Annotated in this window: 6 protein-coding genes and 1 pseudogene; 2 read left to right on the forward strand and 5 right to left on the reverse strand. The window is 42.0% G+C overall.

Features of this window, described 5'->3' with window-relative positions; genetic code table 11:
• Positions 1-137 precede the first annotated feature (137 nt).
• From FB6_RS08400 to FB6_RS08405, 3 genes and pseudogenes are all read right to left on the reverse strand, one after another.
• Positions 138-4,421 carry a two-partner secretion domain-containing protein gene (locus FB6_RS08400; RefSeq protein ID WP_254592216.1) on the reverse strand — a complete coding sequence of 1,428 codons (4,284 nt, stop codon included), beginning with the start codon at positions 4,419-4,421 and terminating at the stop codon, positions 138-140.
• Between the two features lie 15 nt (positions 4,422-4,436).
• Positions 4,437-4,550, reverse strand: a pseudogene (locus FB6_RS16685) (ESPR domain-containing protein); the annotation flags it as partial.
• 256 nt (positions 4,551-4,806) lie between these two features.
• On the reverse strand, positions 4,807-5,124 hold the full coding sequence (locus FB6_RS08405) for a Nif3-like dinuclear metal center hexameric protein (protein ID WP_174559608.1): 318 nt from the start codon (positions 5,122-5,124) through the stop codon (positions 4,807-4,809).
• A 390-nt stretch (positions 5,125-5,514) separates the two neighbouring features.
• On the opposite strand from FB6_RS08405, the gene FB6_RS08410 reads away from it, so the two are divergent.
• Together FB6_RS08410 and FB6_RS08415 are read left to right on the forward strand one after the other, a co-directional pair.
• Positions 5,515-8,019 carry an acyl-CoA dehydrogenase gene (locus FB6_RS08410; protein ID WP_174559576.1) on the forward strand — a complete coding sequence of 835 codons (2,505 nt, stop codon included), beginning with the start codon at positions 5,515-5,517 and terminating at the stop codon, positions 8,017-8,019.
• A gap of 144 nt (positions 8,020-8,163) precedes the next feature.
• On the forward strand, positions 8,164-8,796 hold the full coding sequence (locus FB6_RS08415; RefSeq protein WP_174559577.1) for a hypothetical protein: 633 nt from the start codon (positions 8,164-8,166) through the stop codon (positions 8,794-8,796).
• 158 nt (positions 8,797-8,954) lie between these two features.
• Here the strand turns inward: FB6_RS08415 and FB6_RS16560 are convergent, their stop codons facing one another.
• Complete coding sequence (locus FB6_RS16560) at positions 8,955-9,077, reverse strand: KGW motif small protein (protein ID WP_254592217.1); 123 nt, start codon at positions 9,075-9,077, stop codon at positions 8,955-8,957.
• 228 nt (positions 9,078-9,305) lie between these two features.
• Complete coding sequence (gene purL / locus FB6_RS08420; RefSeq protein ID WP_174559578.1) at positions 9,306-13,142, reverse strand: phosphoribosylformylglycinamidine synthase; 3,837 nt, start codon at positions 13,140-13,142, stop codon at positions 9,306-9,308.
• Positions 13,143-13,516 lie beyond the last annotated feature (374 nt).

A 13,516-nucleotide genomic window follows, 5' to 3' on the forward strand; every position in this document is an offset into this window, starting at 1 on the left:
CCTTACTGAAATTCAAAGTTAACTTTTCAGTAATTTCACCCTCTGCAAAACCTCAGCCCCTTCCGCCGCGCAGTCAATGATTTAAATCGCTGTGCTGCCGAAATGGGGCCTATATCATGTGTCCTTATAGCTCAATTTCATTTTGCAGGAGTGGCTTGTTTCAATTTTTCAAGCGCCGCTTGCTTAGCTGCTGCTGATCCATTACTGCTTGAATTAATTTGATTTAAGAGCATTTTCAATTGTTCTATATCTGAGCTGTTCATGCCTGAAGTGGACGGCTTTGATGCATCGGCTGAAGCTAAGCCCCTATTCGAATTTGGAAGCTTGGCCAGCAATGTAGCCAATTGCTCTTTTGTTATATTTCCAGAAGGATTAAACGCTCCAGTACCATCAATTAATCCAGCTTTTTTTATCGCTTCTATATATGGCAGTGCATATCCATTAGCAGGCACATCCTGAAAGCTTGAAGGATTTGATGGGTTGTTATCTACTAATCCAAAAATTAATGCAGCCACTTTGGGAAATTGCGCTCGATTCATCTCATCAGAACCCAAGGCATTGCCACTGACTCCCTCAAAAACCCCAGCAGATATTAATGCATCAAACTTTGCCTTTGTCGCAGCATCCAGATCTTTCAAATCACTAAAATCAGCAGAAGTCTTTGGCCGATTCGCACTATTATTAGAGCTGCCAGTATTAGAAGCTATTCCAGCTGGACTCTCTGCGTTATTAGCATTATTCGTATTTGAAGTATCTAAAGGCAGTGGAAGACTCTGAGTTCCCCCCGTACTTGCAGAAGGTAAAATACTTGCTGGATTCACAGTACCAGGAGGCATACCTGCTGGAAGTCCAAAACTAGCAGGTGGTTTAAACTCAATTCCTGGATTCACAGGAACGATAATTGGAGGTGGCATCTGTGTTGGTGATAAATTAAGGGCACCACTAGAATGAGATAGTTGTATTAGACCATCAATAACTTGTACGGATAACCCAGATGCAGAAGATCCAGATAAAGGTGGAACTGCTGCGTTATTAGCATTATTCGTATTTGAAGTATCTAAGGACTGTGGAAGACTCGGATTCCCTCCTGCACTTGCAGAAGGTAAAACACTTGCTGGAAGCGCAGTACTTGCAGCAGCTGGAACAGATGAATTTCCATTATTGCTCATGACAGGAACGGCTGGTGGTTGAGCAACATTACGCATATTGCCAATAATAGAACTTCGGCTGTCCTGCATTTTCTTAATGAAATTCGTTATAGCATCAAAGGCTTCATTGCGCTTATTAGACAAACTCTGCAAGCGGAGCATGTCCATTTGCTGGGAGTTTGACGCTGATTCTATTTGACCTTTAATTCCTTTTTGCAATGCCTCTATATCTGCTTTATTTAAAATATTGCCTTTCAATAAGCTTCTAATATCTACACCAGCAGCTTGAGCATCAACTTTTAGCTTCTGGAATAGCCTGTCGATATTTGATCCGGCAGTAAGCTGGATAGAGTTTTGTGTTGTTGAAAATATCGCCAATAAAGCTTGCAAGCTATTCAATGTCGTATTGAGTTTGCCAATTTGCTCATTTTTAGCCTGCACTCCCGCAATCTGATCTCGAAGCTGACTTTCCAATAAGTTCGCTCTTTGAGTTTGAACAGCAATTAACGCACTTTCAATATCCATTCCAGCCACATTTATTGGCGAAATCGCAGCTATATTATTCATATTAGGCGTGCTGGCTGGCGTTGCCAAATCACTTCTATTTGCACTGCTAACCGCAGTAATATTGGCCTGTGCGCTAAGCTGTAAATTAGCTAACTGATAGTTTTGTGCAGCGTCACCTGTCAACACCAGATTTTGAATATTGACTTGTTTATTGTTGCCCACAGCAGCATCAGAAAATATCCCTTGCCCGATAACACCGAGCTGATCTCCCTGCAAGAGACCATCAAAAACAGCATTGGCTGTATTCAGTATCGCTAAATTTGTCCCGTCATACGTCTTATTATTTGCGCTAATTCCGGTGATATTACTGATAGTGGCCTTATCAATTTTGACATCAGCCTCTTCAAATGCAAGATCATATCCATTTTGTACAGAATACAACCCGCTCAATTGTGACTTATGAACACCTGCATTTTTGCCACCGCCTTCATAAACAGCATTTCCCTTTATCTTTGAAGTATCGGCATTCTGTACAGAGTTGGCATAACTGCTGCTGTTTTGATTTGAACCATTATATACAGTGTGATAGTCATCTGCTTTAACTGCCAATGGCGTTAAAAATGCTCGCAGTAATGGCCCTGTCTGACCTTCATAAATCCTCCATGCTGCACCACTACCCGCTATATCACTAATATTCCAACCTAAATCCAGGTAGTTTTGTTTTGATTTAGTCTGACTGTCTGTTAAGGTGCTTTCCGCTCCGGCATCATTCCAGACTGTTATATCACCATCTGCCTGAGTGAAATAACCATTGCTTATGGAAGATCCCCAATTATCTCCAATCAGTACACTTGGGCCATTTTCACTATTCACCTGAGCAGTGCTATAAACCTGATCGACAGTGCTGTAATAACCAGCGCCAACCAAGCCTCCTACAGCATAGCGCCCCGTCACACTCCCTTGTACAAAACTGTTGCTGAGCTTTGAATTACTCATACTACCAATGAGTCCACCTACTGACTCACCACCTTGAATCTGTGCATTGATTAAACCTACATTGCGGATATCCGCATCATCAATCTTTCCAAATAAGCCAACATAGCTGCCTTGTCCTTGGTAGCCCTGCTTATCGATTTTCAGATTTTCAATCACATGACCTAAACCATCAAACAATCCTGTAAACGGACTGTTTCCTGCATTTGGCCCACTACCTTCAATCAGGGTGCCAATCGGTGAAAAATTAGCGATACTGCTTGCATCAAGATTAGTGCCTAGTGCGTAGTTTCCAACCAAATCATCTTTCATTGCCTGCAAAGCTGTCACATCAGTAATGACTTGAAATTCTTTTAAATTTGCAACATCCGAGCCACGTTGTGTACTGAAATTTAACCCTTGCTGTAAATGCACCGGTGCTTGTATAAAATAGTCCGCATAGGTTGGCATGGTCTGATCATGAATAGCACTATAAACGGTATCATTACTGCCATCAGTACTTTGCTGTCCGTATTTCAGTACCAGTTTTCCGCCATCACCCTGACTGGCATCTATGACATTATTGATATAAATATTGTTATAGGCATCCAGTGTCAGTGTTTTTCCACTGTCCCATTGAACGGCGTCATTCACTAAAATATCGCCTTTCCCGGCGCTGTTGTTCTGGGTCAGGGAAGAATTGTTCGAGACTGTCGCCTGTGTTTCTGTGGTTTGAATCGTTACATCGGTATTTTTTAGTGCAGCATTCAGTGCTGTACCGGTCATGTTTCCGTTTTTAGCAGCAACCACAAAATCTACCGGATCGATCAGCCATGTTCCCGTTTTGCCATCTGCACTCGCCTTTGTACTTACCTGCGCTAGGTCAGCAATATTTACACTGGCAGCAGAGGTTTCAATAAAACCGCCATTTTGACCATTTTTCCCTTCAGTGACTAAGCTGCCAGAAATGTTTACCGCACCCTTAGACATATCACCTAACAGTACAATTTCACCTTTGGCATTGGTTTCCAAACGGTTTGCCTGAATATAGCCCGTATGGTTCACCACTGCTCTGCCCAGCTGTTTTTCTGCAACTGCGGTCAAATGCACAACACCATTATCTGCAATAATAGCACCGCCATTATCAACCAAGCCCTGTAATGTTCCTTGGTCTATGTCATAGCTTACGAGTTTTCCATTTTGCAGACTGACACGCACTTTATCTGCTGCCGTTAATTCGACCTGACCATTAAGTGCAGTAATGGAACCTGTATTTTTAACAATAGGTGCAATGAGTGCAACCGTTCCGCCATTTGCGACCTGAATATCACCATGATTTTCAACTGCGCCATTTTCACCCTTAGCTGCAAAAGCAAACTTGCCTTGCAATAAATCGTGTTCTTGCAAGTCTAAGGTTGAAGCAACCATACCGCCCACATTGACTTGCGCGGTTTTAGAGAAAATCACGCCATTGGGGTTAATCAGAAAAACCTGACCGTTCGCATTGAGCCGGCCCATAATTTGACTCGCGTTGTTATCTAGCACACGATTTAATGCGACCGAAGATTGATTCTGCTGATTAAAATTAACCGTCGCATTACGACCAATATTAAAAGTGTTCCAATTGGTAGAAAGATTTTGACTATGCTGATTAATATTTAGCGTATTACCTGTTTGGGTAAAATCTGCACTGCCAGAAGTCACCTGATGGCCTGTTGGCAAAGTTGACTCATTCATGGCAGCAAAAATACTACTACTTAAGCTGAGTAAAATGGCGCTTAAAGTACAATGCATCAGCACTTTAACCCTTTTTTTATTTGTGTCTGAAGCAGTTCCATTGCCAGAATGGCTTTTTGCTAATTCTGATACTGCTTGCCAGCAGTGCATTTTATTATTCCAAACGACTCTATAGCATTTGTTCATGATTAATCTCACGAAAATTCAAGCATTAATCAATAATTAAAGCATCTCCTTTTATTGTGGCATATAACTAAAATTCGGTATTTTTAAAAAAATCAATAGAAAATATAAGCCATTTTTGTTTGGTTTCCGTTTTTATCAATGATCTATTAATTAATCCTCAATGTGAAGCATCAGCCCTTTTCTAGCTAGAAGATTCATCCCCTAACCTCTGACTAAAGGGTGACATGAATGTCACCCTTTACCAAATCAAATAGCGTCAATAATTTATATCTACCATCTGAATAAACTCAAACGCAGGCTCTTCATAAGGATGACTGGCCTTAAGCGCTTTTGCTACAGCCGATGCTTGATCTTCAGGCACAATGGTTTCCACACGCCATTCTGGTATTTGCTCTAAAGTGTCCAATTCTCCAATAAATGGATTAGCCCCTTTTACGGGTTTAAACTGTCCCGTACCCAGAACCTGCCAGGCACAATGCTCATAATTGCCTATACCGCCTGCACCTGCTTCAAATACAGCGAGTTTGGTTAATTCAAGATGTGACTCTGGCACGTAATAGATCAGTTTTAACATATGCTGCATACATAAAATTCAGATACAAATATCTTAGTACTTCGCTATATGGTGTCTCTACTGCTTTTCATTCTATTTTTCACAATGCATGAAAATTAAAACCATTTTAAATACAAGCCCATATTACTTTTCGTGACATTTCTCTGACAGTTCAATCTTTTACATTGTTCAAAAAACACTCTAGTTTAAAACAATATTCAACTTTATCGCTTCAAGTTCAAGACATTTTTTACCTTTCATTTTGGCTTTTACAACAATACTTTCATTACACCAACAGTCATCACAGTAGCAGCCATTTCATCAAAACAGTTCAACATGCAGTCTGGATATTTTAGGTTCTATTTACTGTTTCTCTGACTTTGTACTGGTGTAGGCAACTGGAGAAAAACAATGTTATTCATCATCAGTGTGCTTATTCAATTCTTCACCCTCTGGGCAGTTTTCTTTTTTGGACTCGGCCGCAATATGGGGGCCATGACTGTCATTATTGTGGCCATCATTACTGCATTTATTAGTCCCTGGTCACTCATTATCGGTATTCCACTGATTCTACTCAGTCTGATGGTGATAATTGATTCATTACGTATGACATTCATCACCAAACCGGCCTTTAAGACCCTTGCCAATGCCATGCCCAGCATGAGCGAAACAGAACGGGAGGCTTTAGATGCAGGTACCAGCTGGTGGGAAAAAGACCTGTTTATGGGCGCACCGGACTGGTCTAAATTTGAGAATTATCCTTATCCCACCCTTTCAGAAGAAGAACAGTCATTTTTAGATCATGAAGTTGAACAGCTGTGCAACATGTTGAATGACTGGAATATTCACCATCATTACAAACATTTACCGCCAGAAGCATGGGCCTACATTCGCGAAAATGGCTTTTTGGGGCTGATTATTCCCAAAGAATATGGTGGCCGTGAATTTAGTTCATTTGCGCAAAGCCGCATTATGAGCAAAATTGCTTCCCGTTCTTTAACCGCAGCGGTCAGCTGTATGGTGCCAAATTCCTTAGGTCCGGGTGAGCTATTGCTGCATTATGGAACCGAAGAACAAAAAAATCGTTATTTACCGGGTTTGGCAAAGGGTGAAGAGATTCCCTGTTTTGGCCTGACCAGTCCGGAAGCTGGTTCTGATGCAGGTGCCATTCCAGATACCGGCGTGGTCTGTTATGGCGAATTTGAAGGTCAGCAAGTGCTTGGCCTGCGCATGAATTTTTCCAAACGCTGGATTACCCTTGCGCCTATTGCGACCGTGATTGGACTGGCTTTCAAACTATATGATCCAGATGGATTGCTTGGTGATAAAAACAAGGTGGAATATGGCATTACCTGCGCCCTGATTCCTGCCGATCATGAAGGTGTCAAAATAGGTGCACGGCACAATCCGGGCTCTCCTTTTATGAATGGAACAGTAGATGGTAAGGATGTGTTTATTCCATTGGACTGGATTATTGGCGGTGCTGAAAATATTGGTAAAGGCTGGCGCATGTTGATGGAATGTCTGGCAGTCGGTCGTGGTATTTCCCTGCCAGCGCTTTCAACTGCGGCCAGTGAAATGACCTATCTATCTGTAGGTGCTTTTGCCAAAATCCGTCAACAATTTAAAATCTCTATTGGTCAGTTTGAAGGGGTACAGGAAGCCACCAGTGATATTGCCAGTGATACGTATATGCTGGAAGCCTTTCGTTACCTTGTGACTTGTGGACTTAATCAAGGCGGAAAACCTGCGGTCATGACTGCCATGGCCAAATACTATGCCACCGAAACCATGCGCCGCGTGGTCAATCATGGCATGGATGTGGTCGGTGGTCGTGCCGTCCAGCTTGGTCCTCGTAATTTTCTGGCCCTGTACTATCTGGCTATTCCTGTCTCTATTACCGTTGAAGGTGCCAATATCCTCAGTCGTTCACTGATGATTTTTGGTCAGGGTTCAATGCGTTGCCATCCCTATCTGTTTGAGGAATTACAACTGCTACAAGCTGAAGATAAAAATACAGCCTTGACCACTTTTAACGACATGCTGTTTAAACACTTAGGCTATACCTTTAACCGGACGGCACGTGCATTTGCCTATGGCTATGTGGGCGGATCATCCGATGCACCGAAAAATGTCGATGATTTTACCCGTCCCTATTACAAAATCATTAACCGTTTAAGTGCTGATTTTTCAGTGACTGCCGATATGTGCTTAGGTCTGCTTGCGGGTGATATTAAACGCAAGGAAATGTTATCCGGTCGTCTGGCAGACATACATGCGCACCTGTTTATCAGTACTGCAATTCTGAAATATTATGCACACGGTAACAAGACCGAGGCTGAACAGGTGCATGCCCAACTGGCACTGGAAAAATCACTTTATAATGCGCAGGAAGCGTTCTATGGTCTGTTTGAAAACTTCCCGGTTAGTATTGCGGCTGGCCTGATCAAATTCATCTGCTTCCCGTTTGGCCGACCAGTGAAAAAACCAAGTGATGCATTAAAACGTAAGGCTGGCGAGCTGATTATGCAGAACCATGCATTTCGTGATGAACTGAAAAAACACGTGTTTTATACCACCGCAGCGGATGATGTGACCGGCCGTATGGAATCAACTTTTAGCATGCTGCTTGAGTTAGAACCGCTGTGGAATAAGTTCAAAAAAGCAGAATCTAAAGGTCAATTTAAAGGTTTAACTTTTACTGAACGTCTAGCAGATGCTGTCGCAATCAACTTTGTGACTCAAGAGGAAGCTGCAAAACTGACAACCTATAATGCGAAACGGTATGACAGTATGCTGACTGATGTTTTTGATTCTGAACTTGATCAAACTCTGGAACTGGAAAATCCTTATAATCAAAAGGAAGAATCAGCACCAATGCCTGTTCCGGAACAGCAGGAACCGTTATCGCCTTAAATGAATCTTGGTAATACAAAACGGCTGATTGAAGCCGTTTTGTATAGTTACTCGTCAGGTAAATTGCTGAATCTGATTATTTTAAAGATTTAAAAGTTTAGTTATGATCTTTTCATTCATAATTACCTGCAAGAAAGATGAGCTGTGTCTAATAAACAAAATATCAATGAAATCGCCTTATCAACTGCAGAAAATATTGCTGATGAATTAATTTTTAAATCAGCAACAACATTCGTTGAAGATTTAGCTAAATCAGTTCCTGTTGCCTCAGTAGTGCTAGGATTAACAAAAGCGATATCAAACTATAAGACTGCAAAAGATCAACGACAATTATTAGCCTTTATTCAAGAAGCTAAAAATACTGATCGAGACTTTATAGAAAAATTCTTTAAAGATAAAAACAACACTGAATTAGGTTTTGAAATTCTAGGAATTCTTGACCAGACTTATTTAGAAAAGCAAGCTCGAATGATTTTTAGAGCAGCTAAACTTTTAAAAGATAAAGCTATCTCGAAATCTGAATTCGATAAATACACTTATATAATAACCAGGATAAACAACCATCTTCTTCATCTAATAGATGACCTTTACGCAATAAACACCAATCAAGATACCCCAAACTTCGAGTTTGATATTGAAAATCCAAATATGGAATTTATAAGTTTCGATTTTTTAAAGGAAGTCTCCTCTCCTCTTTATCCAGGATCTACTCAAATTGCTCGATTTAAAAAGACAGATAGTTTTTATTATTTTTATGAAAACATTTTCAAAGACTAAATCAAATCACATGACCTGCGACATGGATGTCGCTCGTTTGGTAGGGATACAAGGACGTATCCTCTACCAAACAAAGCAGTTTTGTTACTTTTGCTGCGTCAAAAGTAAGGCAATATTTAAAACATAAACCTTATGCACCTTCTGGTGGCTTTTATAGATTAACTATTTAGAAAATAGCTGATGCCTACAAACAACATTTGCAAACTCACCACCACACCAAACCACTTCCAGCCTTTTTGACGTAAGGCCACTTTATCCGTGTAATCTGCTGTTTTTATCATGCTCTCACCTCACTATTCCATTCAATGACTGAATCTACTGCGGCCAAACATCTTTCTTTTTCTACATATCCAAAACAGTGCAATATTTGCACAAAAGTTCTGAATAACAGCATTAATGCAAAATTTAAACCAAGTTCACAAAACAAAATAAAATCCAACGACAAAATGAAAAACAAACTCAAAATAAAAAAGCCACCCGAAGGTGGCTTTTCAGCATCTTAGGGAAGATTAACCAATGAACTTACGTGCATTGCGGAACATACGTAACCATGCCCCATCTTCAGTCCACTCTTCAGGTTTCCAAGAGTGCTGAATGGCACGGAAGTTACGTTCAGGGTGCGGCATCATAATCGTTGCACGACCATCTTTCGACGTTACACCGGTAATCGCTTCTGGTGAACCGTTCGGGTTCAGCGGATATTGCTGGGTAGGATTACCCAAGCTGTCTACATAACGTAGGCTGATTTGGTTACCGGCATTTAATGCTGCCAGTTTGTCGTCACTTGCAACCACACGACCTTCACCATGCGCAACTGCGATTGGTAAAATCGAACCTTCCATACCGTCTAACAGAATCGAGTTCGATTTTTCCACACGAACGTTCACTGCACGCGCTTCAAACACTTCTGAAGTGTTACGGTGGAAACGAGGCCAAGCTTCAGCACCCGGAATCAGCGGAGCCAATTGCGACAACATTTGACAACCATTACAGATCCCTAAAGAGAAAGTTTCTGGACGATGGAAGAATTTCTCAAACTGGTCACGCAGTTTAGGGTTGAACAAGACTGATTTCGCCCAGCCACCGCCTGCACCCATCACGTCACCGTAAGAGAAACCACCACAAGCCACAATACCTTCAAAGTCATCCAGACTGATACGGCCCGCCAGTAAATCGCTCATGTGGACATCGACAGTATTGAATCCGACTTTGTCGAATGCTGCTGCCATTTCCACCTGACCATTTACGCCTTGCTCACGCAAGATCACCATATTTGGACGACGTGAATTAATAAACGGTGCTTCAACCGGTTCATTCAGGTCAAATGTCGGCTGTGCAATAATACCTTTGTGGTTTTGGTCTGTGATTAAAGCAAATTCTGAATCTGCTGTTTCAGAGTTGTCACGCAAACGTTGAATTTGATGTGAAACTTCAGTCCAAGCCACTTGTAACTCAGCACGTTCAAGCACTAAACCATTAATCGCCAATTGATCAGTGTTATTTACACGACCCACAACGCTAATCGCATCTTTTAAGCTTGATTCAGCAACTTCGGCTTGTAGCGCTGCCCAATCTGCTTTAGCAATTTGCAGTACTGCACCAATTTCTTCGGCGAATAAAGCTTCAGTCGATTGATCTTCCAGTGCTACACCCAGACGTGAAGCGAACATCATTTCCGCAACAGTCGCCAATAAACCACCATCACCGATGTCATGGTAAGCCTTGATCAAGCCGCGGTTATTCCAGTCTTGAACCAATGCAAAGAAGGCTTTGAAGTCATCGAAGCTATCAACGTCAGGGGTTACAGAACCGATTGCTTTATACACTTGAGCCAAGATCGAACCGCCTAGACGGAATTGACCTTTAGACAAATCAATACGTACCAGTACTGAATCTTCATTTTTAAGTTCAGGGGTCAATGTTTTACGTACATCAGTCACAGGTGCAAATGCTGTAATCACGCCTGACATTGGAGAAGTTACAGATTTGTCTTCGCCTTCGTCATTCCAAGTAGTACGCATAGACAATGAGTCTTTACCGACAGGAATAGCGATACCTAAAGCAGGACACATTTCCATACCGATGGCTTTAACACCTTCAAATAAGGCCTGATCTTCGCCTTTTTGGCCTGCAGCAGCCATCCAGTTTGCAGACAATTTAATGTCACTGATCTGGTCGATTTTTGCAGACATGATGTTCGAGATTGATTCAGCCACAGCCAAACGTGCAGACGCAGCAGGATTCAAAAGTGCTACAGGTGGACGTTCACCCATTGCCATCGCTTCACCGGTAAAGCCTTGCAAGCTGGTAGTCGTTACCGCAGCATCCGCAACTGGAACTTGCCAGCGACCGACCATTTGGTCACGTGCCACCATACCGGTAATTGAACGGTCACCAATAGTGATCAGGAATGATTTAGATGCCACAGTCGGGTTCTTAAGCACACGGAAAATCGCATCTTTCAAATCAGTGACTTTAGATGCCGCAAAGTCATCGCCTTTACGTTCAACAGTTTCATATGCACGGCTCATGCGTGGTGTACCACCCAGCATCACCTGCATAGGCATATCCACGGCTTTATTTTCAAACAATGGATCTTCAACAGTTAACTGACGTGCTTCAGTCGCTTCACCCAATACCGCAAACGGACAACGTTCACGGGCACAGATCGATTCAAACAGGCTTAAAGAACTTGGACGAATTGCCAACACATAACGTTCTTGCGCTTCGTTCGACCAGATTTCCATTGGAGACATGCCCGGCTCAAGCGATGGAATCTTACGAAGGTCAAGAATTGCACCTAATTCATGGTCATTGACCAGTTCAGGCATAGCATTAGATACACCGCCAGCACCAACGTCATGTACAGACACGATCGGGTTGAAATCTTCCATACGCCAGCAGGCATCAATCACTTCCTGGCAACGGCGTTCCATTTCTGGGTTTTCACGCTGTACAGATGCAAAGTCTAAGTTTTCACCGAGTTTACCGCTATCTACCGAAGAAGCTGCACCACCGCCTAAACCGATCAGCATTGCTGGGCCACCAAGTACAATCAGCAAGTCGCCCGGTTGAATCGCATCTTTTTCAACGTGATCCGGACGGATGTTACCGTAACCGCCAGCAATCATAATTGGCTTATGGAAGCCTTTTACATCGCCATTTACATTTTGTTCAAATGTACGGAAGTAACCATTTAAGGCTGGACGACCAAATTCGTTGTTAAACGCAGCACCACCCAATGGGCCTTCAATCATGATTTGAAGTGGCGATGCCATACGTGATGGTTTGCCATAGTTTTCTTCCCAAGGCTGTTCAAAGCCTGGAATATTCAGGTTAGAAACCGTGAAACCGGTTAAACCTGCTTTCGGTTTACCACCACGACCTGTTGCGCCTTCATCACGGATTTCACCGCCCGAACCTGTCGCAGCACCGGCAAATGGTGCAATCGCTGTTGGATGGTTGTGGGTTTCCACTTTCATCAGGATGTGAGCGGCCTGGCTCTTGTATTTATAAACGTGGTGACCTGTTTCATTATCTTTTTTCGGATAGAAACGCTGCGTGTCAAAGCCCACGATTACAGATGCATTGTCTTTATATGCTGACAATACGTCTGTTGGAGATTCTTTATAGGTGTTTTTGATCATCTGGAACAATGACAATGGCTGTTTTTCACCATCAATTGTCCATTCAGAACCAAAGATTTTATGACGGCAATGCTCAGAGTTGGCTTGAGCAAACATCATCAATTCGATGTCATGTGGATTACGGCCAAGCTTGTTAAACGCTTCGGTTAAATAATCAATTTCTTCATCGGATAAGGCAAAACCAAATTCAGAGTTGGCTTTAACCAGTGCTTCTTTACCCTGACCCAAAATATCAATGCTATTTAAAGGTTTTGGTGCAGTTTCAGAGAATAAAGCCGCAGCGTCATCAATATGATTGAACACACTTTCAGTCATACGGTCATGTAAAACCTGTTTAACATCATTGGATACTTCTGAAATACCCTTTAAAGTAAACAAAACACCGCGTTCTAGGCGGTGTATCGGAGTATTACAGTTGGCAAAAATGTCAGTCGCTTTAGAAGACCACGGTGAAATCGTGCCTAAACGCGGTGTAACAAGAATTTGAATTTCATCATTTGCCGCTTGGCGAACTTCAAAAGAAGCACCATCGTTTAATAGTTGTAATGCAGATTGATGCTGCTGCTCGTTGAGCGCTTGATCAAACAGATAAATCCATTGACTTTCAATTGATTGAACAGAACTCATTGACGCGAGACGGTTTAAGAGTTGAGTTTTCTTAAAAGAAGAGTGTGCTGGTGCACCGGCCACGATAAACATGCTGATTTTGGCTCCACGGGCAGGTCTTTTGGACCATACCGCCAATGTGACTTAGAGAGAGCGCATATTCTACTTCGTATTAACCAAATCAGCTAGATAGAAATTCATGAATGTGCCATGTATTCACTCCCGAACATTGCAGAAAACTTTAATTTTCATATAAAAATTTTGAATCACATGAAAATTTTGGGCGATGAGTATCTTGTTTCTAAATATGATTGGAAAATTTGGTTTTAAGTTCAATCCATTATCTTTGCGCAAGTGTTGCTCAGTTCGGTATTTTTATTTGTTATTTCTATACTTGAGATTTTGAATATCCATGAATGACATTCTCAAACCTTAATGCCCTATTCAACTCTTTATCAGAAAGACAA

Source organism: Acinetobacter bouvetii, assembly GCF_902753875.1.
GTDB lineage: Bacteria > Pseudomonadota > Gammaproteobacteria > Pseudomonadales > Moraxellaceae > Acinetobacter > Acinetobacter bouvetii_A.

Bases quoted from the DNA above. Each gene is read 5' to 3' on its own strand.
- FB6_RS08400 (WP_254592216.1), bottom strand. From the start codon at position 4,421: ATGCATTGTACTTTAAGCGCCATTTTACTCAGCTTAAGTAGTAGTATT.
- FB6_RS08405 (WP_174559608.1), bottom strand. From the start codon at position 5,124: ATGTTAAAACTGATCTATTACGTGCCAGAGTCACATCTTGAATTAACC.
- FB6_RS08410 (WP_174559576.1), top strand. From the start codon at position 5,515: ATGTTATTCATCATCAGTGTGCTTATTCAATTCTTCACCCTCTGGGCA.
- FB6_RS16560 (WP_254592217.1), bottom strand. From the start codon at position 9,077: ATGATAAAAACAGCAGATTACACGGATAAAGTGGCCTTACGTCAAAAA.
- purL (WP_174559578.1), bottom strand. From the start codon at position 13,142: ATGTTTATCGTGGCCGGTGCACCAGCACACTCTTCTTTTAAGAAAACT.